Source organism: Pseudomonas sp. MM227, assembly GCF_947090715.1.
Classification (GTDB): domain Bacteria; phylum Pseudomonadota; class Gammaproteobacteria; order Pseudomonadales; family Pseudomonadaceae; genus Aquipseudomonas; species Aquipseudomonas baltica.
The window spans coordinates 3738374-3764455 of the sequence record NZ_OX352319.1; the positions used below are offsets into that span (position 1 = coordinate 3738374).

20 protein-coding genes and 2 pseudogenes are annotated in these 26082 nt (G+C 54.6%); 13 read left to right on the forward strand and 9 right to left on the reverse strand.

The window, feature by feature from the left end; all coding sequences use genetic code 11:
• Positions 1-25: 25 nt before the first annotated feature.
• Both ONG87_RS16950 and ONG87_RS16955 read left to right on the forward strand, forming a co-directional pair.
• A complete protein-coding gene (locus ONG87_RS16950) occupies positions 26-322 on the forward strand; it encodes a DUF1244 domain-containing protein (RefSeq protein ID WP_049861226.1) in 297 nt (98 codons plus the stop codon).
• The gene (locus tag ONG87_RS16955; protein WP_264381703.1) at positions 315-656 is read left to right on the forward strand and encodes a HopJ type III effector protein; all 342 of its coding nucleotides are present in this window, start codon (positions 315-317) and stop codon (positions 654-656) included. The genes ONG87_RS16950 and ONG87_RS16955 overlap by 8 nt, the downstream gene beginning before the upstream one ends.
• Positions 657-822: 166 nt before the next feature.
• Here ONG87_RS16955 and trxB read toward each other — a convergent pair whose 3' ends face one another.
• Positions 823-1785: a thioredoxin-disulfide reductase gene (gene trxB / locus ONG87_RS16960; RefSeq protein ID WP_122475169.1), complete on the reverse strand. Its 963-nt coding sequence runs from the start codon at positions 1783-1785 to the stop codon at positions 823-825.
• A gap of 134 nt (positions 1786-1919) precedes the next feature.
• Positions 1920-2519, reverse strand: a complete 600-nt coding sequence (locus tag ONG87_RS16965; RefSeq protein ID WP_122475170.1) for a peroxiredoxin — start codon at positions 2517-2519, stop codon at positions 1920-1922.
• A gap of 233 nt (positions 2520-2752) precedes the next feature.
• Between ONG87_RS16965 and cysZ the strand changes: the two genes are divergently transcribed.
• The 4 genes from cysZ to ONG87_RS16990 all read left to right on the forward strand — a co-directional run bounded on the left by cysZ (position 2753) and on the right by ONG87_RS16990 (position 8641).
• Positions 2753-3505: a sulfate transporter CysZ gene (gene cysZ / locus ONG87_RS16970; RefSeq protein WP_264381704.1), complete on the forward strand. Its 753-nt coding sequence runs from the start codon at positions 2753-2755 to the stop codon at positions 3503-3505.
• Between the two features lie 87 nt (positions 3506-3592).
• On the forward strand, positions 3593-4882 hold the full coding sequence (locus ONG87_RS16975) for a site-specific integrase (protein ID WP_264381705.1): 1290 nt from the start codon (positions 3593-3595) through the stop codon (positions 4880-4882).
• 1533 nt (positions 4883-6415) lie between these two features.
• A complete protein-coding gene (locus ONG87_RS16985) occupies positions 6416-6994 on the forward strand; it encodes a phage antirepressor KilAC domain-containing protein (RefSeq protein ID WP_264381706.1) in 579 nt (192 codons plus the stop codon).
• Positions 6995-7375: 381 nt separating this feature from the next.
• A complete protein-coding gene (locus ONG87_RS16990; protein WP_264381707.1) occupies positions 7376-8641 on the forward strand; it encodes a primase-helicase family protein in 1266 nt (421 codons plus the stop codon).
• Between the two features lie 1289 nt (positions 8642-9930).
• Here the strand turns inward: ONG87_RS16990 and ONG87_RS16995 are convergent.
• A complete protein-coding gene (locus ONG87_RS16995) occupies positions 9931-10257 on the reverse strand; it encodes a hypothetical protein (protein WP_264381708.1) in 327 nt (108 codons plus the stop codon).
• A 576-nt stretch (positions 10258-10833) separates the two neighbouring features.
• Here ONG87_RS16995 and ONG87_RS17000 point away from each other — a divergent pair.
• Both ONG87_RS17000 and ONG87_RS17005 read left to right on the forward strand, forming a co-directional pair.
• Entirely contained in the window at positions 10834-11070 is a 237-nt protein-coding gene (locus ONG87_RS17000) for a helix-turn-helix domain-containing protein (RefSeq protein ID WP_264381709.1), read from the forward strand.
• Between the two features lie 1019 nt (positions 11071-12089).
• Positions 12090-12380: a hypothetical protein gene (locus ONG87_RS17005; RefSeq protein ID WP_264381710.1), complete on the forward strand. Its 291-nt coding sequence runs from the start codon at positions 12090-12092 to the stop codon at positions 12378-12380.
• A gap of 296 nt (positions 12381-12676) precedes the next feature.
• On the opposite strand, the gene ONG87_RS17010 is transcribed toward ONG87_RS17005, so the two are convergent.
• The gene (locus tag ONG87_RS17010; protein ID WP_264381711.1) at positions 12677-13255 is read right to left on the reverse strand and encodes a recombinase family protein; all 579 of its coding nucleotides are present in this window, start codon (positions 13253-13255) and stop codon (positions 12677-12679) included.
• Between the two features lie 288 nt (positions 13256-13543).
• Here ONG87_RS17010 and ONG87_RS17015 point away from each other — a divergent pair, with 288 nt between their 5' ends.
• Positions 13544-14161, forward strand: a complete 618-nt coding sequence (locus ONG87_RS17015) for a hypothetical protein (protein ID WP_264381712.1) — start codon at positions 13544-13546, stop codon at positions 14159-14161.
• 840 nt (positions 14162-15001) lie between these two features.
• Here ONG87_RS17015 and ONG87_RS17020 read toward each other — a convergent pair.
• From ONG87_RS17020 to ONG87_RS17035, 4 genes are all read right to left on the reverse strand, one after another.
• On the reverse strand, positions 15002-17941 hold the full coding sequence (locus ONG87_RS17020) for an NACHT domain-containing protein (protein ID WP_264381713.1): 2940 nt from the start codon (positions 17939-17941) through the stop codon (positions 15002-15004).
• A gap of 68 nt (positions 17942-18009) precedes the next feature.
• Complete coding sequence (locus tag ONG87_RS17025; RefSeq protein WP_264381714.1) at positions 18010-18777, reverse strand: GIY-YIG nuclease family protein; 768 nt, start codon at positions 18775-18777, stop codon at positions 18010-18012.
• A 62-nt stretch (positions 18778-18839) separates the two neighbouring features.
• Positions 18840-20009 carry a DNA cytosine methyltransferase gene (locus tag ONG87_RS17030; protein ID WP_264381715.1) on the reverse strand — a complete coding sequence of 390 codons (1170 nt, stop codon included), beginning with the start codon at positions 20007-20009 and terminating at the stop codon, positions 18840-18842.
• A gap of 10 nt (positions 20010-20019) precedes the next feature.
• Positions 20020-20322, reverse strand: a complete 303-nt coding sequence (locus ONG87_RS17035; protein ID WP_264381716.1) for an XRE family transcriptional regulator — start codon at positions 20320-20322, stop codon at positions 20020-20022.
• Positions 20323-20751: 429 nt separating this feature from the next.
• Between ONG87_RS17035 and ONG87_RS17040 the strand changes: the two are divergent.
• The 3 genes and pseudogenes from ONG87_RS17040 to ONG87_RS17050 form a co-directional block, all read left to right on the forward strand.
• Positions 20752-20952: pseudogene (locus ONG87_RS17040) on the forward strand (EI24 domain-containing protein); the annotation flags it as partial.
• Positions 20953-21207: 255 nt separating this feature from the next.
• Positions 21208-21510, forward strand: a pseudogene (locus ONG87_RS17045) (aquaporin); the annotation flags it as partial.
• A gap of 463 nt (positions 21511-21973) precedes the next feature.
• Positions 21974-23161, forward strand: a complete 1188-nt coding sequence (locus ONG87_RS17050) for a glycosyltransferase family 1 protein (RefSeq protein WP_264381717.1) — start codon at positions 21974-21976, stop codon at positions 23159-23161.
• Positions 23162-23266: 105 nt separating this feature from the next.
• Here ONG87_RS17050 and ONG87_RS17055 read toward each other — a convergent pair whose 3' ends face one another.
• On the reverse strand, positions 23267-23752 hold the full coding sequence (locus ONG87_RS17055) for a peptidylprolyl isomerase (RefSeq protein ID WP_043192958.1): 486 nt from the start codon (positions 23750-23752) through the stop codon (positions 23267-23269).
• Positions 23753-23978: 226 nt separating this feature from the next.
• On the opposite strand from ONG87_RS17055, the gene pta reads away from it, so the two are divergent.
• Complete coding sequence (gene pta, locus ONG87_RS17060) at positions 23979-26075, forward strand: phosphate acetyltransferase (protein ID WP_264381718.1); 2097 nt, start codon at positions 23979-23981, stop codon at positions 26073-26075.
• Positions 26076-26082: the final 7 nt, after the last annotated feature.

Sequence of the window (26082 nt, forward strand, 5' to 3'; positions counted from 1 at the left end):
GGTTGCCGCCCAGCAGGAGAGCGACATGAACGAACAACAACGCCTGGAATTGGAAGCAGCGGCTTTCCGCCGCCTGGTCAAGCATCTGGACGAACGCAAGGACGTGCAGAACATCGACTTGATGAACCTGGCAGGGTTCTGCCGCAATTGCCTGTCCAAGTGGTACAAGGCGGCCGCCGACGAGCAGCAGGTCGAGGTCAGCCTCGATGAGGCGCGAGAAGTCGTCTACGGCATGCCTTATGCGCAGTGGAAGGCACAATACCAGCAGGAAGCCAGCGCCGAACAGCAGGCGGCCTTCGCCAAGGGGACGCCCAATGCGTGATGTGAATTCGCTGCGCACCAGCTTGGCCAGCGGTGAACATCAGTTCGCCGCGACGCTGGCCTTTGTCGCCGAGCACTATGCCTTTGAGCCACAGGCATTCAGCAACGGCGCTCTGGACAATGCTGCCGGGCAGAACGAAGGGTCCTGCAAGACCCTGGGCCTGGCACTGCTGGAAGGCTTGAGCGATGAAGAGGCACTGCTGGCGTTTGGCGAACACTACCGTTCGGTGGTGGCGACGCCCGAGGGCAGTGATCACGGTAATATCCGCAACCTGATGGCGCATGGGTTGGCAGGGGTGAGGTTTTCCGAACTGCCGCTGACCCGGCGGGGCTAACGGGCAGGCATGAAAAAACCGACCTGCAGGGGTCGGTTTTTTTGTGCCCGGCTTTGGGGCCTCTTCGCGGGTAGAACCCGCTCCCACAGGGACAGTGTCCTTCACTGGGACTACAACACCCTGTGGGAGCGGGTTCTACCCGCGAAAGCCGCGCTGCGGTTCTGGATCAGAACGAAGCGTTGGCCAGCCCATCCAGATAACGCTCTACATCCAGCGCTGCCATGCAGCCGGCACCGGCCGAGGTAATTGCCTGGCGGTACACGTGGTCAGCTACGTCGCCGGCAGCGAATACGCCCTCGACGCTGGTCGCGGTGGCGTTGCCTTCACGCCCGCCCTGAACCACCATGTAGCCGTCCTTCAGAGCCAATTGCCCGTCGAACAACGAAGTGTTCGGCGTGTGACCGATCGCGATGAACACACCATCGACCTTCAGCTCTTCGGCAATGCCATCGTTGTTGCGCAAGCGCGCACCGGTCACGCCCATGTTGTCGCCCAGCACCTCCTCCAGCGTGGCATTGAGCTTGAGTTCGATCTTGCCTTCGGCCACGCGAGCATGCAGCTTGTCGATCAGGATCTTCTCGGCGCGAAAGGTATCGCGACGATGGACCAGGGTCACCTTGCTGGCGATGTTGGCCAGGTACAGCGCCTCTTCGACCGCCGTGTTGCCGCCGCCCACTACCGCGACTTCACGGTTGCGATAGAAGAAGCCATCGCACGTCGCACAGGCCGAAACGCCCTTGCCCATGAACGCCTCTTCCGACGGCAAGCCCAGGTAGCGAGCACTGGCGCCGGTGGCGATGATCAGCGCGTCACAGGTGTAGGTTGCGCTGTCACCCGTCAAGGTGAACGGCTGGGCAGCAAGGTCAACGGCATTGATGTGGTCGAAGACGATTTCGGTTTCAAAGCGCTCGGCGTGCTCGCGCATGCGCTCCATCAGGGCCGGGCCGGTCAGGCCATGGGGGTCGCCCGGCCAGTTGTCGACTTCGGTAGTGGTGGTCAACTGACCGCCTGCCTGCATGCCGGTAATCAGCAGCGGCTTGAGGTTGGCGCGCGCAGCGTACACGGCAGCGCTGTAACCGGCAGGGCCGGAGCCCAGGATGATCACGCGGGAATGACGGGTTTGAGACATGACTAACTCCTGACTGCCGGACGTTGGCGCCGATCCGGTGCGGCTGGAATAAAAAGGACTGGCAAGGCACCTTGGGGAAGGTTCAACGCCGCCAGCCCAGAAACTTGCCCGTGAAATCCAGGCAGGGTCAGCGCTTACAGGCTCTTGGCATTTCCAGCCAGGTAGTCGGCGACGCCCTGGGCATCGGCCTTCATGCCTTTCTGGCCCGGACGCCAGCCGGCCGGGCAGACTTCACCATGCTGTTCGGTGAACTGCAGCGCTTCGACCAGTCGTACCATGTCGTCGACATCGCGACCCAGCGGCAGGTTATTCACCACCTGGTGCTGCACGACACCTTGCTGGTCGATCAGGAACGAGGCACGCAGGGCCACGCCATCTTCGTGCTCGACGCCGTAGGCGCGGACGATCTCGTGCTTGACGTCGGCGACCATGGTGAATTCGACCTCACCGATACCGCCCTTCTCCACCGGCGTGCTGCGCCAGGCGTGGTGAGTGAACTGCGAATCGATGGACACCCCGACCACTTCGACACCCAGCTCGCGGAACTTGGCGATGCGGTTGTTGTGGGCGATGATTTCCGATGGGCACACGAAAGTGAAATCCAACGGCCAGAAGAACAGCACCACATACTTGCCACGCAGGGACGACAACTTGAAGCTGTCGACGATCGAGCCGTCGCCCAGTACGGCAGCGGCGTCGAAGTCAGGGGCTTGGCGGTTGACCAGAATGCTCATGAAGAACTCCTTGGAAGCGAAGATGGGAAAGGGTTGAAATTCGATGTGTCCAAGCTTAACGAGGTGGGCCCGATTAGGGAAATACCCTTTGGCAATCCAACCCATAGCCCTCGTCTATACGCGAACGGGCCATTCGTGCAGAGCACGCAAGGTTGTTACCGGCCATTGCCGTGGTTCCCGACCGTCGGCAAAGCCGGTACTGTCAGCACGTTTCCCCTGTCTCGGAGTTGTCCATGCCTGTCCCTGCACTGTCCGGCCCGCAATACCTGCGCGAGGGCCTGAAAATGGTCTTGTCTCCCGGGCTGCGGCTGTTTGTACTGCTGCCATTGAGCATCAACCTGGTGCTGTTCGTTGGCCTGATCTACTTCGCCGGCCACCTGTTCAGCGGGTGGGTCGACCACTTGATCCAGAGCCTGCCCAACTGGCTGGGTTTCCTCAGCTTCATACTCTGGCCGCTGTTTGCGGTGCTCGTAGCCTTCATGGTGTTCTTCAGCTTCACCATGCTGGCCAACATCATCGCCGCCCCTTTCAACGGTTTTCTCTCCGAGAAGGTCGAGGTGGTCGCGCGGGGCAAGGACGACTTCCCTGCCTTCCGCTGGACCGAACTGTTTGAAATGATCCCGCGTACGCTGGCTCGCGAAGCGCGCAAGCTCGGCTATTTCCTGCCGCGCGCCCTGGCGCTGTTCGTGCTGTCGTTCATCCCGATGCTCAATATCATTGCCGCCCCTCTGTGGTTGCTGTTCGGGGTCTGGATGATGGCTATCCAATACATCGACTACCCTGCCGACAACCACAAGATGAGTTGGCAGGACATGCTCGCCTGGCTGCGCCAGAAGCGCTGGCGCAGCCTCAGTTTCGGCGGCATCGTTTATCTGGCGTTGCTGATTCCGGGGGTGAACGTGTTGATGATGCCTGCAGCGGTGGCAGGCGCTACATTGTTCTGGGTGCGCGAGCGGGGGGCGGAGACGCTGGTAGCGGAACGCTAAACAGTCACCAAGCACTTCACTTGGAACGTCGGTCAACCACGAAAGTCATGCCCTTTCCCAGCCAACTGATACACAAGGCTGGTACACATGGCATTGATAGCACAACCATTCAGGCACCCAGACTCGGGCATCTACTACCTCCGACGCAGGGTGCCGGATGATCTCAGGCACATCATTGGTAAAACCGAGATACGCCGCTCACTGAACACGCGAAATCACCAGCAAGCAAAGTCGGCGTTTGCTGTTGCATACGCGGAATCGGAACAGCTTTTTCACGATGCACGCCTTGGACGCTGTGTTGAGCAGTACAAGTCGCAGGTGCTAACGCCTACCGTGCCCCCAGCTTCCCAGCCCATCGGGAAGGAAAGCCGCATACGTCTTTCAGCAATACTTGCGGACTACGTCAAGGCCATATCCATGTCGGACAGGTCTGCATACGTTTCCCGACGCCACGGAGTCGACTACAGTCGAGCGGTCAATCGCTTTATCACGGACATGGGTGACAAACCCATCGCAGCGATCCAGCCATCGGACATACATGCGTTTGCTGCCAAACTACTTCAACCTCCTAGTGATCGGGTCAAACCCCTCGCAACTTCATCCACCCGCCTCCTATTGGCGAGGCTGTCATCAGTGATGGCATTCGCCGTCGACCACGGGCAGATCGAGACAAATCCAGTCACCGCATCACGAATTCACAAACGCCTCGGTTCAGGTAAGCCGAAACGCCGTTTGGACGATAATCGCGGGTACAGATGGGACGAGCTGGTTACGTTGTTCAGTAACGCAGAGTTTCAAAAGCTCCGGACAGCGGAGGGCCGACCGGGCCATGCATTGTTCTGGATTCCGCTGATGGCGGCCTACACAGGAGGGCGACGTGAGGAACTGGCTCAGTTATATGTCAGGGACATCCATCAACACGAGAGCGGAAGTTGGTTCATACGAATCATCGACGACCGCCCTGACAAGTCAGTGAAGACCGATAGCAGCCGCAGGGAAATCCCAATCCATGAGGATTTGATCGCGCTAGGGTTTCTGACATTGGTACAGGATCGGCAGCCAGAAGACAGAGTATTCCCTCAGCTCATCAAGGTGTCCGATGGTTTCGCCGGGATCGTGACGAAGGCGTGGCGTCCGATCACCGAAAGGTGCGGGGTGTATAACCCAGGCCGAAACCCGCTTCACGCGTTCCGACACAGCTTCAAGACACTCGCGAGGGAACATGGCATTCCGAAGGAAGTAAGTGACTGGATCACTGGCCATGCGACCGGACACATCGGGGACAGCTATGGTATCAACCCGCTTTCTCGAATGGCGTTAGAAATAAGGAAGCTGCCCAGCATCGCAAAGGCGGCAGGGCTACTCGCGGACGCGTGAGCGAATCTTCTGACACAAGGAGCTTACAGGCAGGTATCAACGTAGCTCGCCGCTCGGCTCGTCTTATAGGTATTGGGGGTGATACCCGACACTGGGCAAGCTAAGCGGCCCAACACAAGAAAGACATTCCTCAGCTTCCGCCACACGTTCATTGACGATCTTTGAGATGCCGGACTGCAGGATTCGCTGACCAAACGAATAGTTGGACATGAACACAGCTCCGTGACCTTTAGCGTCTATCGCAGCCACAGCCCGGTCAGGGTGATCGAGGATGCACTTCGACACATATCGCAAAAGCCCAACATCCTCCCATCTGCACCTGACCAGACACCCTATTCGAAGCAGAGATCCGATAAATGTAAGAACTGGCATAAGTCCCAACCAGGCGCTTCGTAATGCCATAGGGCACGTGGAGCTGACAAACGTCGTAAGTATTCTGATTAATACCGATACAGCGCTGATCAGTAGCAGTCGGGAGTTGGCGAGCTGACAGGTAAGAATCAAGCCGATCTGGTGCGGGACGTACGCAAGCTGCTGAGTGAGCTGGATGAGGGGGGTATCAGCAAATTTGCAGACACCCATACACACCTGCAAAACCACTGGAAATACCCGCTATCCAACCTACCTCGTCGTGAGACGGAGACTGTGCCCACCAAATACAGCACTTAACTCTGGGTCGTAGTCATTCCTCCCTCGGGGTGAACACGAGCGTGGTCATACCTATTCAGTGCGCCTGCCTGATCCATGGCGCTCCCGTATCAAGCAAGGATGAGCGGTGATGCAAGGACGCGAACCGGCGTTCAGCCTGCTAGCACTCCAGCAAATGCGCCTCTCATGGCGCTAGTCGACCGGTGTACCAGCCCTACACGAACCCGGCCTGTGGTATTTGAGCTCATCACCGAACCCGGCTTTTATGCCTTCTCCTGCACCACACCTCACAACCGCAACTTTGTGCAGAAAATTTTCATCACAGGGGTTGACAGGCAGATCACGACGTATCAGAATGCGCCCCATCACCAAGTCACCGGTGACTCACCAGGCCCCCACTGGCCAACCGCAATATCCACCTTCCTGCAGGTTCGTGAAAATCACGAATTGTTAGCACGAGGGATTTGTTGTGTCCGGCTTTCCAAAAACCCGGAATTCGTAGCCCCAGTTTGAACCCACCTTTGAAACCGAGCAGTTTCCCTCTGGATAATCCACGTCCGCAGAATACACTGCAACATTCGAGTGAAATGACATGATGACATAAGACTATTGCTTTTACATACATGGCTGAGCACAGAGCCGTTGATATACCTCTACCAATACCAACAGCACTCAATACAGAACCTTAAGTTCCTGTAGCGCCCCCTCATGCCTGAAAAATCACATCAACAGCCAAGTAACTACCCATGCCATAATAACTAACGTATTCAAGTAACCCTTCCCTTAGAGGAAGCGTGTGAGAACACAATCCCATAACGCCCAACATCAACGCTAACTTAATAGCGACGGGCACCTATATCCAAAATCTAATAAGACCCAACACACATGAACACGCAACAACCGTACACCCCTGCTGCATCGAATCCAATTGCTAGCTCGATCATCCTGAGTGATGAATACTTTTCAAATGGACGGTTGGAAGACAGCCTTCCTGACTACCTTGAGAAGAAAGCCTCACTACAACCGAGCTTCGGCTCGTCACAAGCACTGCACAGCACACTACTACTAGCAGCGGATCTCGAATGGGAACGCGCTGTACTCTGTGAGCAAGTGCAACAGCTACAGAAAGACGCAGAAAAGAACTCCCACAAACTGGAGTTTTACGATCACTTTGTTAATTCCGACTCCCTACACAACTTGCACGTTACTAGCAAGACCGTGGGAACCGGGAAGACCAAACTACTCATATACCTCCGCAAGAATAAAGTCCTAATGGGCGGCGGATACAAGCACAACCTGCCATACCAAAAGCATCTTGATGCAGGACGGCTTGAAGTGAAATGGACCGATGGTATTGACCGAAAAACCGGAGAAAGGTTTTTCAAACCAGTCCCTCTATTCACCTGCAAGGGCATCCTCTGGCTGAAGCAGTTTATTGATCTGAATGGGCGCCAAGGTTTGTAAGCTGTCAGCCTGGCCTTTACTGGGACGATTCGATGAGGCATTTCCTCATCATCTCTGTCGGAGCATGCCGTGCAATATTGAGCCCCCATGAACTCTGCACCCCGCACAAGCCATATCTGTTAAAGCCCCACATCGAACGCTCGACATAGTGACCAGTCCCACACTCTAGCGCTAGTTATTGAATAGGATTCGACAATATATCGAGTATCGAGCAACAAGCCGTTTTATGAAGGCGAGCTTAATAGCTTTCGATCTGAAGCGCTTCTCAAGCGCTTCTTACCTCGCTGTGTGGAGCCGTCCGAACCTTACCGCAAACGAAATCCTGCTTATCGAAGAACAACGGTAAGGAGCCATCCATAATACTACAAAGAAACAATCGCAATGCAGCAACTTAATAAAAACGACACCGCAGTTCGTGCGGTGCACAATCGATTCGTGATCGTACCGTCTACAGATAGTCGCCCAAGGTTCCGCGACTTGTTGAACATGGGAGTTGCTCCGCAAGGCAACCCTATGATGTTACTACAAGCTTATCGGGATGCTGGCGGAACAGGGGACATTAATGGCGAAAGCCTGCTCAACAAGCTGCCAATTGTTTTTTCCGAATGCTTTTGTCCCGGTGACTATCGCCGAATCCTTAAACACGGCGAAAATAGACTGCTAAACATTTGGACCGGCCCGGACATTCGTCCGAGCAGCAATACGGTGTCTACACGTGATGCAATACCATTTCTCGAGTTCCTGCAACGTCTCTTCCCTATACAAGAAGAACGATACTATTTTCGGGATTGGCTAGCTCACGCAGTCCGCCATCCCGATAAGCGTATCGATGCCACGGTCTTACTGCGTTCAGAGCATGGTGTCGGTAAGGGCTTCCTGACTGAGACACTTTTGTCGGGCCTACTGGGGAAATCTAGCGTAGGTACGGTGGCTCTAGGCGACGTGGTAGGTAACTTTAATGATGCCTTGGTAGGAAAGACGCTTATCTTTATTGACGAGGTTTACAAGAACCCCAAGTCTACGGTTAACACTTTAAAGTCGATTCAGGGGAACAGGACGATTACATTGCGACGAAAGCACATACCGGATACTACGGTGGATAACTTTTTAAACTTCATCATCTCAAGCAATGACCACTTCCCATTGCCGCTGGAGCAGGAAGACCGCCGCTTCTGGGTACCTGCTTTCATCAAGCACAAGGAGTCGAAGAAAGAAACCATGTCATTCATCAATACGACTCTCAAACCTTGGCTACTGCAGCAAGGTGGAATGCAGATTGTGCGAGACTTGCTAGAGACAGTGGACCTATCTGAGTTCCATCCTTGGGGTGATCCACCGATGACTGCCAGCAAACGGGAAATTACAGGCTTCTGTCCAAAGGAAAGACTGACCGGGTTTGTCGCGAATTACATCAGAGAACATCTTGTTGTAAAAGCCTTGGACCTTGAAATCCAATATCGGATAGATACCGGAGAAGTTCTAGGTAACCGCGCTGTAGCCGGAAAATTGTCCGAACTGGGATGTAAGGCGAAACGAACAACCGAAGGGAGATTCTGGATCACCCCTACGGGCATAGCAGCCAATTTATCAGGGTCTTCCCCGCCTTCCGAGTTACAGCGTGCTCACTCAAGCACCAGGGGACCATGACGCGTATGGCGAGTGCATGTCGGGTTGCAAATTAACCCGTCATGGCTATAAGCCGCATGCAGCAAGGCTTGTAGCAGTGTTATGACGGGTATGACGTGTTGGAGCACCTTTCTTATAGTAAAGGGATAGTTTCACTCTCCTGCAAAAGGTGATTACAGCCACTGCAGGCTGCAAAGTCTGTACCTTGATACACTTGCCGTGAGCGGGATGGAAGTCCAAATCCCTAATGGTGGCGCCTACGCCACAATTTAGTTAACTCAGCCCTGAGGCATAGATTACAACTCTATGCAGCAGGGGAGGAACAGGGGCAGACCCCCTCCCCGCTTTTGATCTCAACTGTATACAACAACCTTTACAAGGATTACTCGTGACTTACCGTCACATGTGCCCTGTAGCATTACGATCAAAAGCCTGTGGGGCTTTCTGCCCTGCCCCACTGTGATAACTTACCACTTCAAGAACATGGCGGTGACATAGTCACAGCGAATGAAACTGTGCTGAAGGCACGATCTACCACTGCACAATTCAAAGCAAGAGCAGGAGGGAGCGCTCCCCCCATCCTCCTGCATGACGTGTACAGTAACCCATCGTGCCTGCGGGCACAGGTTTGGTGATGCAACGATTAGCCAGGAGAAGAATCTGTGACGCTGCCGTCACTGATAAATAACTGTGCCGTAGGCACGAGCTTAACTCTATAACGTTAAGGGGAGAGATGGGCAGCAAAGCCCCTCCCCGCCTTTGATCTAGATCTTAACTGCAAATGGACATCTTGTGGCTTTGGCCACGGCTAGCCAACACAATAGGGTAAGGTATGACTATAGTCCTCAGCGCCTAGCTGGATGAGTTTATTTCATAAATTCAAAGCAACGTAGGGAGGGGTTTGACCCCACCCTCTTCTGGGCTATGTACATATGTTCAATGTGCCCACAGGCACGGACAGTAAGCCCTGAGAAGTCGATTACGCGTGACGAAGTTCGTCACAAGATATCAGACAGATAAGAAATATGCTTTCTATGAACTTGCCACGTTCCACTTGTCACCACTGTTTTGAGGTAGAAGTCATTGTACCCAGCCCGGAGCAAAACAATCAGTCCCTTCCACACGTACCAACCGATGCAGAGAGATGAAGCAGTTATATGTTACGTTGGCAAGAACGCCATGATTCAGTCCATTGCAAGGCATTAGTGCGGCATCATGTGAACATATGCTGCTTACCTTTGAGAACTTGACCGTGCCTGTGCTCTACCTCTGCGAGTCACAGGGCAGGCGCTCTCATTGAACAGGATTAGCTATACAGCGACCGTTGGCTCAAGGGGTGACCCTTTAACCTCTTGCTGCTGGTCCATCGCGGGACGATCCTTTTGGTTTTGCTTGCCTTCGGCAGTTAGGGCTGGTCTGACTATCGTTCCAGACGGAGCAGGGATGATCATGACGAAAGGTTCGTTCTGATCGTCGACAAGTGCCCACTTACTCCCTTCAGCATCAAACGGCACAAGCTGGATCTTCGCACCGTAAAATTTGCCCCCGGGTCGGGTTGTTGACCACATCCTGGATGCGTCAGCGACGGCTTCAGCCATCCGCTCTGGTGTAATTTCACCTTCAATCTTCAATTTCATGCTGCGAGTTCCTCAGTGTCTGATAACTGATGTTGTTTGCCTTTTCCAAGTCCTGTCTCTGCATCGAACCTATCGATACGAAGAAGTGCTGTGGCGGGACAGCCCCCCTTTTGCTAGTCGATCACTGCACTTGCCGACGGTCATAGCCCTTCGCAGTCATGCATGCCAGGTACACCTGCTGCTGCTTGGACTTGATATTGGCACCTTCCATGATCGTGCCCCTGTATTCCCAGTCCGCCATCTGCACGTTGGATGTCTGAACTCCACAAGCTGCGTCGTCTTGGGAAAACTCTCGTTGCGTGCTGCCATCCTTGAAGAACTGGTACCGGGGCTGAGCACAACCAGCCAGGAGTAGCACAACACCTGCCATCACCAAACCTTTCGATCTTACCTTCACCCTTATCGCTCCTCTGCCTCATACCCGCTCCACTAGCGGTTCGATGGTCCTGGAAGCGTGTTTTTTCTCACCTCCAGCGAAGGCAATGATGCCACGAGCAAGCGAGAATTCACAGTATACTGTGAAGACTCAAGCATCCCATACGCCGACAGTGCACACCTACGCAGAGGGTGTACGGTTTGGACGAAGGGTGGGCATTTGGGAAGGTTCTCCGCGACCTGCGGAAACAAGCAGGGCTGACGCAAGAGCAGTTGGCACTTGAAGCTGGTGTGCAACGCAACTACGTCAGTCTGATCGAGAGGGGCGTACACCACCCGACCCTCCCCATGATCTTCAAGCTCGCGGCAGCATTGAAATGCAAGCCTTCTGTGCTGGTTGCCGAAGTGGAGGATCTTGTGAGTTATCCTACCGGCTGATCATGATCAACTGGCCGCCACAAAAACCAATTGCCCATCCAATTCGCCGCCTTCACACGATCATCGCAGCGGCAGTCTGTAGCACGTCCTTTCCCCTGTTTTGCTTGGATACAGCGGTGGAAGGGGCTCGCTGATTACGACGTAGAGAGTTTCTTCATGCGAGTTCTGCACCCTGGCTCGACTTCCGCTTGCGAGGTCTCATACACGTAGCTCCACCCCTCTTATCAGGGTCTATGCTATCTGGCAGCACGCGAGCTGCGCTACGGTGCACGTACGCCACAATCTCGGTGAACGCTGAGGCCAGACGGGAACCCGGGTTCGCTTGCAGGAGTGTGTGTACAACCTATCACCGAAGCACAGAGCACCCCGGACCTGAACCGACACTGTCATGGAGACTAATGTGGACTTTCAAGTGCCTCACACCCCCGCTTTACTTCAGCTGGCGAGCGAAGGTAAACCTCTCCCGCTCCACGGCGAATGTCTCTCCCTGGTAAAGACACTGCTTAGGGCAGGTTACATACGAGCCAAGATAGTGCCGAGCGAAGACGCTACAGAGTTGGTATGTGTTCTGACTCCTGAGGGAGAAGCCTTTTTCAAGTGGTTGAGCGAGTAGAGAGCGTTGGCCTGTTCACAGCTTGCCCATCTGGACCTCTGAACCCTTGCACGACATGGACCGACCGCCTGGGTGGTCAGACCCTCATCCGTTGGATAGCGCAATGAACCCGATGCAGAAGCCGAATGCGGTCGCCCCAATGAATAAGCACACAATGATCAGCTTATGAAACGGCCTAATTTCCAACTGTTCGCATTGAGATGGCTTGAAGCGCTTTGAGAGAGCACCACAACTCGGGCAAGCCAGAGCGGCGTCGCTGATTTGCTTTCCGCACTCGTAGCAATTGATCAACGCCATATCTGCAACTCGGTACGTAGTCGTGATCAGCAGGTTGCCATCGCCGCTATCACTCTCGCAACTGCGGCTCAGCCAAATCACACGATGTGAAAAGCATGGTGGCGTGGTCTTGATCAATTGGCGCCCGCCAGCTAGCGAACAAGCCTATCAACAGAGCCCAACGAATTTGTTCTTAATGAACGCAAACTGGATGAAAAACGCAGCCTCAGGCATGCTGCCAGGCGAACTTGTTGGCAGAGAGCTGGCTTTTATGGTGCGAGAGCGGTGGCCAGATGTTCCGGTTATCGTCACCACTGGATATGGCATCGAAGTAGGTAACTCCGTGCCTGAGCGGGTGGCCTTCCTACAGACACCGTGGAGTGTTCAATTGATGGTCGAAACGCTACGGGGCATCCTTTGATAGGTTTTACCTGTATCGACGTTCGGTACCAGCAATGCCCGCCCAGACCCGCCTTGCCAAACCTGGCCATACCCTAAAGTTTTCAAAACGGCCTCTTGCCCTGGTCGAACCTTGGTCGCGAATCCCTGCCGCGAATATCCACGGATGCCTTAGGCAAACCGACTGATTGCCGCTCTGTGTGGGTCGGTGCCTAACCCGTATTTCAAGCCCAGCGAAGGCCGGCAGGCATAAAGTAGAAATATCTAATGCCTGACAAGGGCTACCTGTAGAACGTCTCTCAGGCAGCCTATTGGAGCTTACAGGGGCGATGATTTGTTCCAGTGGCGTTTTACCGTAGCGATACCAATGCCCAACTCTCTCGCTACCTCGGCCTGGGTCATATCTTTCGTCTTGAGGCTCCACACATTGTAAGTGGTGACCTTGGCTTCTGGTCTGCCCAGCTTCTTACCTTCAGCTTTGGCACGTTGCAAACCGGACTGGGTACGCTCGATCAGCAGATCACGCTCAAACTCGGCTACGGCGGTAAGCACTTGCATGGTCATTTTGCCCGCTGGACTGGTGAGGTCCATGCCGCCAAGGGCCAGGCAGTGAACACGGATACCAGCAGCCGTCAGGTGTTCAACCGTCTGCCGCACGTCCATCGCGTTACGTCCCAGCCGATCCAGCTTCGTGACGATCAGCACATCACCTGATTCCATCCGCTCCAGCAACTTCTGAAAGCCCGGACGCTCCTTCGCAGCAATGCTACCTGAGATAGTTTCCTCAACCACACGGCTCGCCTGTACGTCAAAACCAGCCGTTTTAACCTCCTGCACTTGGTTTTCATTGAACTGGCTGGAGGTGCTAACGCGGGCGTACAGGTAGGTGCGGCTCATGGTGGTTGTCTCTGGTATCGCTTAAGGTGGTATCAGTATAACGAGGTATCAATAAATACGAAAGGCTATTTTGATGATCACTGATGCCGCTCGTCCAGAAGGTACCGTTTAACGGTCGTTTGTTGGTACCAAAACTCAGTAATTCTTGATTAGTTATCTCAGCCTGACGTCGGGAACACTCTTGTTTAGCACGCGGCCCTTGACGAGGGCTCTTGGCGGGCCGTGTAATGATCCGAGAGAACGGAACCTACTGTTAATAAGCCCGCCGATAAAGCGACGGAGTACATCATGGACGCTGGAAACATTTCTGCCATTATTTCAGCAGTTGCAGGCATCAGCGGGGTCCTACTAGGGAATATTTTCGTCCTGTTCAAGGAGCGCTTTACTACAAAAGCAGCTCGCCAGAAAGAGACTACATACCTTGGAGTAATTGTCGTCTCTCACTTGGAACGATTCGCCAACGACTGCTCGCACGTTGCGTTTGACGACGGCACTGAGAACGGTCGCCCAGCGGGAAGTAATGGTGAGTGCGTTTCAACGACCTGCGCTCCAAAGTTCCAGCCGCTGGAAATCAGCGTTGATTGGAGGTTGTTGCCCACAGACCTGATGTACCCAATCCTGCGGTTTCCCGATCTTCAAGAGCAGCTCCATAGCAAACTCGAGGGAATCACACAGTACGACTTCGATCCCCCCGAACATACTGAGTACTTCTGGGTCAGGCAGCGTGGCTACGCCGAATTTGGACTCCAAGCTTCCGACTTGGCAAGTAAGCTTCGTACTCACGCGGGGATACCCACTGAGGAGTCTGGCGATGGTGAATGGGACCGAGATGAACACTTGAAGGGCGTGATCGCAGACATCGACGCCAAGAGAGCGGTTTGGAAGCGTCGGCAGTTCGAGGTGTGATCAGCTCGCTGTAAGTCCGTACTGTAGTGGAGCCCAACTGGCGTTCGGCAACGACAGGAAGCGGCCTCTAGCCTTGCCCTGTGAGTCATTGATTTGGGCGAGGTGGAAGTTCGTACAGGTTATCACGTTGGTGTGGCCCTACCCTGACCTTGCCCTGGAGATAGAACGCACTGAAAAGGCATTTGCCATCAGCTTTGCAGGAGCCCTGAAAGCTCAGGTCTGTGAAATCCTAAAGACTCACGAGCCAATAAGCACACATATTGTAGGAATTATGAGTCGAGAGAGAGGTTGGCTTGATACCACTACCGTTCCACCCAATGTTTCCAGGGGGAATGGCAAGGGGAAGAGCTGTAGGGGCTGTGATGCACGCCTAGGGGGATTGGATACCAAATAGATCCAGCATTACTTCTTACAGGGAGCCGATGTAGCTCTCGGCTGGATTAAGAGAAACGTCTAGAGCGTATCTGAAAGGATCTTGAGAATAGACGGGCTCGTGAGCTTGGCTGGAAACCTACCGGAAAAGTCACGAATGCCGTCAAATGGAATGCGGTCAAATCTCTGATGCAGAAGCACCCCACTATGTCTACTGATAACATCTCCCCACTTGCCAAGTGCGGTTTGCTACCGTCTACCGGATAAAGCAGGAGTCAACCTATGCCTAACGTCAGTCAATGTTATAGACTTTCCCTAGGTAGATTTAACGTGCCTGGAATATTCAGCAAGATAGTTTGCTATCGCTCGGCTTATGATAAAAACGGCGCTCATCTTCATACAAGCGCCTTTCTGCGAGCCAAAAATCTGCGACCTCTTCAGACTTGTTTCTTCTCACTGTTGAGAAAGCTAACTAGCTCTTTGCAAAATCAATCTAACCTTGGGTCGTCCTGATGTGGCAAGGCCGTCCAACCGAACAGCACCAACCTCAACCAGAAAGTTTACAAATCTTCTCCAGTCGACGATTCCCAAATGCCCTATCCATGAAAGGCGCTGGTCATCATAAGAAAAATCATCACGGTCTAAAATGACCGGGACATCGGGCCGACGAGCCAGTCTCTCAAGGAAGTCTTTTGCTATTTCCATGTCTGTCGTGACATCAGTAGAGGTGGGAGGAACCAATCCCAAATCCTCTAAAACCTTTCTTACCTGGATTCTCCCCTCACCGAAATGATCGCCCACGTATATAGAGTGAATTTGAGCCGAAGCTATTCCGTCAATTATGCGCCTAGCCTGGTCAGCAGTTTTAGCCTCAAGGTAATCAATCTTGGACTTAGCCATCTTGATTGAAATATCATTACAACTAGGTATTTTAAGCAACTGTACGGTACTATGACTCAAGTCTAACTTGCTCCAGCCGCTGGCAGCGAGCTCAACACGTTCCAACTGTAAACCGCAAGCAGTCTCGCATACCGGTATTCCCGCCTGTGCTCTGAGTATTGTCTCCCATAGCGCTCCGAGATTTCCTGACAGAATTCTATTTTCTTGAGGCTCCTTGACATCGAACTTTATCTGCTTTGCTAAATTCAACGTTTCTTTCGGCTTTCTCTCAACCAACCATTCAAATACTGCAATATTTATGGCACCTGTCTTAAAAAGGCTCAACAATGAGTCAACATTCATCACCCCAGATAACCTGTTTTGAATGGCTAGGGACAGGAAACAGTCAAATAGAACCTCATGCGAGAACCCAAACTGGTTCTGACCATTAGAATCAGTAGTCACGCCCAGGCCGCATAATGAAGTAATACGTCGAGCGAGTCCTGGCCGCACCATTTCCAAGTTAGATGAGCCCACCACCGATTCGACACACATGATAAGATCTAACTGCTCAATCTCCCTATTTCTCGCGTTCTGCATCAACTCCGCCGCCTCGGAGAATAACACTCGGAGCTCAGAGCTTGTGAGCAAAGCACCCACATTTGGATCTGTGAGTTTGCGAGCCTCACGATCCAAATACTGTTCAACCACCACTTCGTACATGGACGGAATAGATGTATCAGACACTTCCTGTCGCGAAACCCAAGCAGCAAAAGCTTTAGCAAAAAAAGGCACGCTGAGAATTTTCCAATCGCGCTCTCTTATTGCGGTTAAGGTTGCTTTAGGGACTCCCATTTCATTCAGGTAGGCTTCTGATGCCGACTTCGACCATGGTTGAAGTTCGGCGAGCGTATGGTCGACATTTAGATGAGTCGCCTGAGCTAACGAACGCCGATATTGGGTGAGGTAATACGAAGACCTAGCAGATGCGACAAGTACGCCTCTTCCCCCTAGCTCCTTAAACCAAGGCTCAAGAGAACCTAATGCGTTTTCATATCCGCTACTACCAAGCAGCTCATCGAACCCGTCAACTAACAGCACAAGCAGACCATTCCTGCACAGCGCCTTAGCACTCTGGCTGGATAGCAATTTTGTGATATTCAACGCACTATTAACCGCATCTTCAAGACTTGATAGAGTACGTCCCGTTGAAGATACAAACAGGTACAGCGGCATCTTGCAGTTTGGATCTTGTTCAATTTCGGCAGCTCGCTGTTTGGCTAGCGTCACCATAAGTTCCGTTTTGCCTAAACCGGCTTGACCAATCAAGAAGTACACTGATGTTGAAGGCTTAATCTTCTGACAAGACTCGTCGATTTTTGTCCTGAGATCGAATTCCTCTTCGGTTTCTCCCGAAGACCCTGGTAGATCCCGCTGCTTCCGCAGCAGAGCGGGACCGCGAGTAACGGATACACTGCTAAGACCTAGTCGTGAAGATTCCTCAGCGTCTCGTTCGGACGTAAAGTTCGCGAGCCCGATCCCCATCCGACGCGCCAGAATTTGCCAATTTGATACGTTCTTCAGGAACTCTGAATAAGCCTTCCACTCTTTTTTGCCATCCAACCATTCACGTCGTCCATCTGGACCGATTCTGAAAGAGTCGAGCCGAGGATCATTCCCCTCACTTGTAGAACGCGTCCAAGGAATATGGAGAGTTCCCTTCTCGTCCTCATCCCCAAAAAAATAGCTAGGCTTAGAGTAATCCTCAGTATAAGCAGCCACATCGGACACTACTTCCTGCACCAGCTTCCCTAAATCAGAGCTTGTCTTATCCCCTATAAAAGTTCTGATGAATTTCGTAACTACTGGCTCAGATCGTTCGGAATAGATCTCGCCATATGGATCCAAGTAATGAATACCATCTTGCGAGCAATGCGAATAAATACTCACCCCAACTGGGCTACCCGAAATAGCCCAAAGGGGGAAAATCTCCAGAACCGCACGCTCTTTTGCTTTTTGTATAGAAAGCTTCCCATCTTTCTCCACAACACTTAAATCAGCGAAGTTTTTCTCTAAGCTGCTCTCCAAGGCCGCCAGCAGCTTATCTAACTCAACCCTCAAGTTATCGAGGGCTTTATCGTCGCTTGGCAAAGGGCTCCCGTGGGCAAGTCTATCTCTCAGAAATTTGAAGCTTGCAAACTTAGGAAGTTTAAATCTGTCCAAGGAAGTTACAACTTCTTTAGCCCAATTAGTGACGAAATCTCGTACCCACTGAGTGCCTAAATCGGCTGGCTGCTTACTACCGTCCCTCACCACAGCAAGCATGGTACCGAATCCGGGGGACGGTGCCAGCTTTACAGGAGGAATTAAAGGCCGCTTGCTATTTGCTACCACTACAGTGTAAGCGAGACGCAAATGCAGATCCACCAGAGCAATACCCTCTCGGATATCTAATGCAGAGTGACCAAGTCTCTTTTTATACTGCGAAAGCAAGGGCTTCAAGGCATTAATTTTATCAAACTCAATCACTTCACTACTCCCTGTGGCATTCTCTGTTTCTCTCTAGCGAGTGGCGCTACTTACGTCCAACAAGTCAACTATATGGATTCTATTTTGATGCCTTCTTTGTAATTCGTTGATTCACGGTAAACGATCACATAGCCCGGCAGGGCTGTAATTTGCCAATCTGATCCAAGCGCCGCCTTTACCCGTCGCAAAATGTTGAGCACAGTGTCATTATTTTTCGCAAGTTGAACTGTGGCGGCAACTAGTTCAGGATGTGGGCTTTTAGATTTACCAGCGCCCCCTTCGAATCTGATATTGTAGTCTAACTGCCCCTTAAGTTGGGCCAAAACATCCGCAGCTGACGCTTCGCCACTTTTGAGGACGAGGCTCACTGGCAGTTCAAGGTCGATAGGATAACTTTTATCAAAGTGACCATCTTTAAGAAGGGTATGATCGCGGTTCCGACCTGGATCGTTAGATCCAAAACCACTTAGATTCCACGTCGGCGGAGTTGGGCTAGTTTTGTAGTGCTTGATCAGCAACTCTTCCAAGTCCATCGCGGTAAATACAAAAACCCTGACAGCCTTGAATCCAATGGTATTGTGGGAGAGATTACGACGAGACCGAATTCTAATGGCATGACGCAGTAATCGTGCACGTAACCCCGCCTGAGCATCCGTTTTACCGATGTAAACCAAGGTCCCATTGAAGAATAGCTGGTATACACCCTGAGCATCGTCGATCCCTTGGACCGTTGCCGCATCAAGGGGACCTTCAACCATCTCTTCAAACAGCTTGACCAGCTGATTTAGAAGCGCCGAAGGCAGATCAAACTCCAGTTCTTCAAAACAATGACGCATCGACATAACCTCCCTATCTCTCACGAGATTATGCCGATTTATTCACCGAACGGAAGCTGCCCTCAGCTTTTTTCCTTCAAAGCTGCTGAGACTGAAGAGGCGACCACCTCCGCTAAACGAACAGGTACCGCATTTCCCAGCTGCTTCATCGTGTCAGACCAGGAGCCATGAAAGACATAGTCGTCCGGGAAGGTCTGGATCCTTGCCGCCTCTCGTACAGTGAAATAACGCACTGACCCATCCGTCCGAACCAGCATATTTTCGCCACCTGGGACGCCATGATTCCCTGCCTTCAAGGTCTTTGCAGGTTCATCCATCGGGCTGCCGGTATGCCCCGGATAGGACCGAGCTCCAGGGTTAAAAGTATGGTTCGGAACAGGAAACAACGATGGTTGTTCGGGATCAGGAAGTCCTGCTATTGCATCTCGCACAGTCGCCCATCGATGGAGCCGCTGATTTCCTTCCAAGGACCTAGCCAACTGGAATATCCGCTTTGCAAGCTTCTCTGGCGGGCGAGGCCTTGCACGTGCCGACACCTTATGCTCATCCCAATAGGACCCTGATACCCATTTCGCGATCAGCAGCTCGTCCTCTGAATGAGTAGGCTCAGGAAAACACCATTGAGCCTCCAGGTCGGCTCTGAACCCCACGAGAAATACCCTCTCACGCTTTTGCGGTACACCGTAGTCCGCCGCATTGAGCAGCCGGAAGACAACGTTGTAGGCAGGTTTGACCTTACCGGAGGTATGTAGTCCTTCCAACCGAGACAAATGCTCAGCCCAAGTTTCGCCTCCTCTCCTAACAACGTCCGGATAGCTGAGCTGAAGATAAACGTACTCAAAATAGCTAGCGAAGCTCTGACGGAGTAACCCCTTCACATTTTCAAAAATGAAAGCTCGGGGCTTGGTCTCTCGTACCGCTTGCACGGCAGTAGGGAACATATCCCGCTCATCCAAATTACCCCCGTGCTTTCCTCCTAGCGAAAATGGCTGACAAGGAGGACCACCAGAGATTATTTCTACATCGCCGATGTACGGCTGAAAATCAAAACTCCGAGCATCTCCCTCGAACAATAAAAAGTCTTGCTCAGTAACAGCATAGTGGGACCGGTTTTCGCGAATCGTTTGGCAAGCGTCACTGTTCCACTCAACGACAGCCGAATGACGGAAGCCAGCACGGGCCATACCCATGGCTAAGCCACCGGCACCTGCGAATAGTTCGATACTGCTCATTAAGCTTCTCTTAATCTAAACTGAGGGTGGGAGGTTCTTGGGGGCTACCGCCAAACTTGCCTTTCGCCCCAGCGCCGCGTGGCCTCTTTGGCACAATCTCGATGCGCGCCAACGCACTCCTGAAGTCGATTTGATGCTCAGCCATCTCGGCCATCAACACCGAAATAACTGCTAGGTGGGATGGAATCTCGCCGCGTGCAGAGCAATTCGTAATGGAATTGCGGTTCATCCCAAGCAACCCTGCAAACTCCTTTACGCTCATGCCGGCCTTACCCAATTGCCGCTGGAATTCTTCATAGGTCATGGCTGACATGATACAGCGTGCACGCAAACCAGCACACATCGATATTCTACATGGACATAAATTAATGTGCAACGCTGGGTCTTTATTTTGCCGCGTGGCACTGGAAAAGCGAGCTAGGAGAGCTCTGAGGTCGAGTCGACCAATAGCTATCGTCGGCACGCATGAGGGCTGAATCCCGGGTCCAAGTGCCTCGTAGGGAGTGTTACCTCATTCAAATCAGGTAACCAGCCGCTCACGTGCAAACCACCCCAAAGAACTCATCGAAACAGGCGCGCCATCATTCCCACCCAAGCTCTGTACGTCTTAAGTGTGAAGTGATGAACCGAGCACCGCACCGCCTGCCGCCTTTGCACGATTCCACTTAGCTGATACATTTCCCACCTATTCCCTTGGGAAAGGGTATTGATTTGCGTGGTTCTCAGGCGATGTGGCTTGCTTCTTCAGTACATCGACTACCCCGCCGACAACCACAAGATGAGTTGGCAGGACATGCTCGCCTGGCTGCGGCAGAAGCGCTGGCGCAGCCTCAGTTTCGGCGGCATCGTTTACCTGGCACTGCTGATCCCGGGAGTAAACGTTTTGATGATGCCTGCAGCGGTGGCAGGCGCGACATTGTTCTGGGTGCGCGAGCGACAATAAGTCTTTGGCGATAACCACTGGTCGTTAATGATTACGGCCAGTTCATAATCGACTATTCTACCTCTACCCAGAAACGTTTGCGTCATTGCCAAACGCCTGACACGTTTCTTCAGTTCTTTCCAGCCACGCCGCGCACAGCGGTTGGCAACGGTAACATCCCACTGCCTTACATCGCGCCTTCAAGATGTAACCTGTGCATTCCAGTAGTCAGGTTGATTTGCAACTATCACCTTGAACTACTGGAGCATCATCAATATGAATCGGAAACTGGCAGCTGAGTTCCTGGGCACATTCTGGCTTGTGTTCGGGGGGTGTGGAAGTGCCATATTCGCCGCCAAATTCCCGGAACTGGGTATTGGATTCGCGGGTGTGTCGCTGGCGTTCGGTTTGACCGTGCTCACCATGGCGTATGCGGTAGGGCCTATCTCGGGGGGGCACTTCAACCCTGCCGTCAACGTTGGACTGTGGGCCGGTGGCAGGATCTCTTCCAGTGAAGTATTGCCCTACGTACTGGCTCAGGTTGCTGGAGCGATAGCCGCGGCAGCAGCGCTTTGGATGTTCTGGCTCGCGCCGATCATGGGCGGATTGATCGGAGGCTGGGTGGGCAGAGCCATGGGCGAGAAAAATGATCTGAAGATTCCCGCCCATGTGTAGGCTCGGTCGCTTCGTCATGAAACTCTATCAAGATACTGTACGCTTGCTCCCACGTCGCAATTGCAACCATCGCGAGGCTGTGATGATTCCGACTTTTTTCGCTGATAAACGACTGAAGCACTGGCATGTTTCCTGGCATATCATGGAACGTGAAATCTTTTGCGTCGAGTGCGGCGGATTGCAAACGTATTCAACCTCTTCTCAGCCTTTCAATTCGAATCACATGGCGAAATGCGCTAATGACAGCTGCGAGCCACAACATCCGTGGCAGGAATTACGCGAAATACTCTTCGACTGGAAACTTGAAGTCATAAAAACCTCATGAAAGCGCCACACTCGCGCAACACAACGCTTCGAAACTGAGCTGATGACAGCTCCCTCTCTGCATATCACCCTGGTTACCGAAACCTTCGCCCCCGAGATAAACGGGGTCGCCAGTACGCTCGAGTATCTGTGCGAAGGGTTGCGCAGCCGCGGGCACCGTGTGGATGTGGTGCGTCCGCGACAGGCACAGGACAGAGGCCTTGGCGACGATGTGATGTTGTGTCGCGGCTGGCCGATACCCGGCTATCCGGGGCTGCAGTGGGGCGAGTCGTCCGGGCGGCGGCTGGTGCGGCACTGGCGCTCGAGGCGGCCCGATGTGGTGTATGTCGCCACACCGGGTCCATTGGGCTTGAGCGCACTGCGCGCGGCACGGCTGCTGGGTATCGTGGTGGTCAGCGGCTTTCATACCAACTTCCAGCAATACGCCGCACAAAGTGGGTTGGGGCTGTTGACGCGTGTGGTGACGCATTATCTGCGCTGGTTTCACAACCGTACGCACATGACCCTGGTGCCCAGCCACGGCCAACGCCTGGAATTGCAACGACGCGGCTTCGAGCGCTTGCATCTGCTGGCGCGCGGCGTCGATGGTCAGCTGTTTCATCCTGCGCGGCGCAGCCTGACGTTGCGCCAGAGTTGGGAACTGGCGGAGGGCGACCTGGCGGTGATCCATGTCGGACGCCTGGCGCGAGAGAAGAATCTGGACCTGCTCGCACGCACCTTCAGCCATCTGCAGGCGCAGTATCCACAGCGCGTGATGAAGTTGATCGTGGTAGGTGACGGGGGGCGGCGAAGCAACCTGCAGCAAAAGATACCCGAGGCGATATTCTGCGGGGCATTGCGCGGCGAGGTGCTGGCTGAACACTACGCCAGCGGCGATATCTTCGTGTTTCCCAGCCTCACTGAAACCTTCGGCAACGTGGTTCTGGAAGCACAGGCATCAGGGCTGGCCGTGGTGGCCTACGATGAGGCCGCCGCCGCGCAGCACATTCGCCACGGGCACAGTGGCGCCCTGGCAATGCCGGGCGACGAGGCGGCGTTTCTCGAGGCGGCGGGCTGGTTGCTGGAAAATGAAGAGAACTTGCGGCGGGTCCGCCTCAATGCGCGCCGACATGCCAGCCGTCAGGGCTGGGCGGCCATCGTCGAGCAGTTCGAGAAGCAGCTGAGCGGTGCGTGCTACCTGACGTCTTCAGTGGCCCTGGCCAACACCGCAGCGCCCCTTCGCGGCCGCTGACCGCTCCTACAGGGGTAGCGATGTGGCGGGGCAAAAAAGGGCACGTCGTTGACGTGCCCCTTGTTGCATCTGCGCCTGGCCGCTCGCAAGAGCGCCTTGCCCAGATCAGTGGTGATGACCACCCTCGCCATGCACGTGGCCGTGGGCGATTTCTTCCTGGCTGGCGTCGCGGATGTCGACGACCTTGACCTTGAAGTGCAGACGCTGACCGGCCAACGGGTGGTTGCCGTCGACGGTGACGTCGTCGCCATCCAGATCGCGGATGGTCACGATCTGCATCTGGCCATCAGGCGCGGACGCGTGGAACTGCATGCCCACTTCCAGCTCGTCGACGCCTTCGAACATGCTGCGCGACAAGGTGCTGACCAGCTCGGCCGCGTACTCGCCATAGGCATCTTCAGGCTCGATGGCGACGTCCAGGTCGTCGCCGACCTGCTTGCCGTCCAGCGCCTTTTCCAGGCCGGGGATGATGTTACCAGCGCCCTGCAGATAGACCAGCGGCGCGCCGCCGGCGGAGCTGTCGATAACCTCACCGGCGTCGTTGGTCAGGGTGTATTCGATGGAGACAGCCTTGTTGGCGGCGATCAGCATGAGGTAAGACCTTTTGCATAAGAATGTAGAACGACCAAGTGTAACCAAGGGATGGCGTGAAAGCGAACCCACTCGGCCAGTGGTCGACCGGACACGATGCGCGCGGCCGTTAGGCCTTCTGCACGCATCTTGAGGTTATGACTGCCTGCGGCGCGATTCGTTTCTACTTGCGGGCCGTGGCGTGATGCTTGTAGCGTGCAGCCCGAAGCTCACCCGAGAAGCTCGCATGCAAACATTTTTCATCGCGCCGACCGATTTTGGCGTCGGCCTGACCTCCATCAGCCTGGGGCTGGTGCGCACCCTGGAGCGCGCCGGCCTGAAAGTCGGCTTTCTCAAGCCCATTGCCCAGCCACATCCCGGCGATCAGGGCCCGGAACGCTCGACCGAACTGGTCGCCCGTACCCATGGCCTGCAACCTCCCAAGCCCCTGGGCCTGGCCCATGTGGAACGCATGCTGGGCGATGGCCAGCTCGACGAGTTGCTTGAAGAGATCCTGACGCTGTACCAGCAGGCCTGCGTCGGCAACGACGTGGTCATCGTCGAAGGCATGGTGCCCACGCGCCACGCCAGTTATGCGGCCAGGGTCAACCAGCATCTGGCGAAAAGCCTGGATGCCGACGTGATTCTGGTGTCGAGTGCCGAGAACGAAGTGCTCGCCGAGCTTTCCGGCCGGGTCGAGTTGCAGGCGCAACTGTTCGGGGGCCCGCGTGATCCCAAGGTGCTGGGCGTCATCCTCAACAAGGTCCGCACCGATGAAGGCATGGACGTCTTCGCCGCCCGTCTCAAGGAACACTCGCCTCTGCTGCGTGGCGGCGATTTTCGCCTGCTCGGCTGCATTCCCTATCAGGCCGACCTCAACGCCCCGCGCACGCGCGACGTGGCCGAGCTGCTCGGCGCCCAGGTGATCAACGCCGGTGACTACGAGCAGCGGCGCATGAACAAGATCATCATCTGCGCGCGCACGGTGCTCAATACCGTGCAGCTGCTCAAACCGGGGGTTCTGGTGGTCACCCCAGGCGACCGTGACGACATCATTCTGGCAGTGAGCCTGGCCGCCATGAACGGCATGCCCCTGGCCGGGCTGCTGCTGACCAGCGACACCCTGCCCGACCCGCGCATTCTCGAGCTGTGTCGGGGCGCCTTGCAGGCCGGCCTGCCGGTGCTGTCGGTGAGCACGGGGTCCTATGACACCGCCACGCGCCTGAACCAGCTGAACAAGGAAATCCCCATTGATGACCGCGAGCGCGCGGAGATCATCACCGATTTCGTCGCTGGCCATCTGGATGCCCAATGGTTGCACCAGCGCTGTGGTACCCCGCGCGAACTGCGCCTGTCACCGGCGGTATTCCGCTATCAGCTGATCCAACGCGCGCAACAGGCCGACAAGCGCATCGTGCTGCCCGAAGGTCACGACCCCCTGACCATCCAGGCGGCCGCCATCTGCCAGACGCGCGGCATTGCACGCTGCGTGCTGCTGGCCAAGCCAGACGAGGTGCAGGCGGTCGCCAGCGCCCACGGCATCGCGCTGCCCGAAGGGCTCGAGATACTCGACCCCGACCTGATCCGCGGTCGCTACGTGGACCCGATGGTTGCGCTGCGCAAGAGCAAAAGCCTGAACGCGCCCATGGCCGAGCAGCAGTTGGAAGACAACGTGGTGATCGGCACCATGATGCTGGCCCTGGATGAAGTGGATGGCCTGGTGTCGGGCATCGTCCATTCCACTGCCAACACCATCCGCCCGGCCCTGCAGTTGATCAAGACCGCGCCCGGCTGCAGCCTGGTGTCCTCGGTGTTCTTCATGCTGTTCCCCGATCAGGTGCTGGTGTATGGCGACTGCGTGATGAACCCGCACCCCAGTGCTGCGGAACTGGCAGAGATCGCCCTGCAGAGCGCCGACTCCGCCGAAGCCTTCGGCATTGCCGCGCGAGTGGCGATGATCAGCTATTCGAGTGGCAACTCGGCCAGTGGCGAAGAAGTCGAGAAGGTGCGTGAGGCCACCCAGTTGGCCCAGGAGATCCAGCGCGATCTGCTGATCGACGGCCCGCTGCAATACGACGCGGCCGCCAATGAAAACGTGGCGCGCCAACTGGCCCCGGACAGCCGGGTCGCCGGTCGCGCGACGGTGTTCGTGTTTCCCGACCTGAACACCGGCAACACCACGTACAAAGCGGTCCAGCGCAGCGCCGATTGCGTGAGCCTGGGGCCGATGCTGCAAGGACTGCGCAAACCGGTCAACGACCTGCCGCGTGGCGCTCAAGTCGATGACATCGTCTACACCATTGCCCTGACTGCCATCCAGGCCAACCGCACCATCGACCTCTAGGACCCTT

Bases quoted from the DNA above. Each gene is read 5' to 3' on its own strand.
- ONG87_RS17025 (WP_264381714.1), bottom strand. From the start codon at position 18,777: ATGCGTCATTGTTTTGAAGAACTGGAGTTTGATCTGCCTTCGGCGCTT.
- ONG87_RS17015 (WP_264381712.1), top strand. From the start codon at position 13,544: ATGGACGCTGGAAACATTTCTGCCATTATTTCAGCAGTTGCAGGCATC.
- ONG87_RS16990 (WP_264381707.1), top strand. From the start codon at position 7,376: ATGCAGCAACTTAATAAAAACGACACCGCAGTTCGTGCGGTGCACAAT.
- ONG87_RS16965 (WP_122475170.1), bottom strand. From the start codon at position 2,519: ATGAGCATTCTGGTCAACCGCCAAGCCCCTGACTTCGACGCCGCTGCC.
- ONG87_RS16950 (WP_049861226.1), top strand. From the start codon at position 26: ATGAACGAACAACAACGCCTGGAATTGGAAGCAGCGGCTTTCCGCCGC.
- ONG87_RS16975 (WP_264381705.1), top strand. From the start codon at position 3,593: ATGGCATTGATAGCACAACCATTCAGGCACCCAGACTCGGGCATCTAC.
- ONG87_RS17035 (WP_264381716.1), bottom strand. From the start codon at position 20,322: ATGTCAGCCATGACCTATGAAGAATTCCAGCGGCAATTGGGTAAGGCC.
- ONG87_RS17010 (WP_264381711.1), bottom strand. From the start codon at position 13,255: ATGAGCCGCACCTACCTGTACGCCCGCGTTAGCACCTCCAGCCAGTTC.
- cysZ (WP_264381704.1), top strand. From the start codon at position 2,753: ATGCCTGTCCCTGCACTGTCCGGCCCGCAATACCTGCGCGAGGGCCTG.
- pta (WP_264381718.1), top strand. From the start codon at position 23,979: ATGCAAACATTTTTCATCGCGCCGACCGATTTTGGCGTCGGCCTGACC.
- ONG87_RS16995 (WP_264381708.1), bottom strand. From the start codon at position 10,257: ATGAAATTGAAGATTGAAGGTGAAATTACACCAGAGCGGATGGCTGAA.
- ONG87_RS17055 (WP_043192958.1), bottom strand. From the start codon at position 23,752: ATGCTGATCGCCGCCAACAAGGCTGTCTCCATCGAATACACCCTGACC.
- ONG87_RS16985 (WP_264381706.1), top strand. From the start codon at position 6,416: ATGAACACGCAACAACCGTACACCCCTGCTGCATCGAATCCAATTGCT.
- ONG87_RS17050 (WP_264381717.1), top strand. From the start codon at position 21,974: ATGACAGCTCCCTCTCTGCATATCACCCTGGTTACCGAAACCTTCGCC.
- ONG87_RS17030 (WP_264381715.1), bottom strand. From the start codon at position 20,009: ATGAGCAGTATCGAACTATTCGCAGGTGCCGGTGGCTTAGCCATGGGT.
- ONG87_RS16955 (WP_264381703.1), top strand. From the start codon at position 315: ATGCGTGATGTGAATTCGCTGCGCACCAGCTTGGCCAGCGGTGAACAT.
- trxB (WP_122475169.1), bottom strand. From the start codon at position 1,785: ATGTCTCAAACCCGTCATTCCCGCGTGATCATCCTGGGCTCCGGCCCT.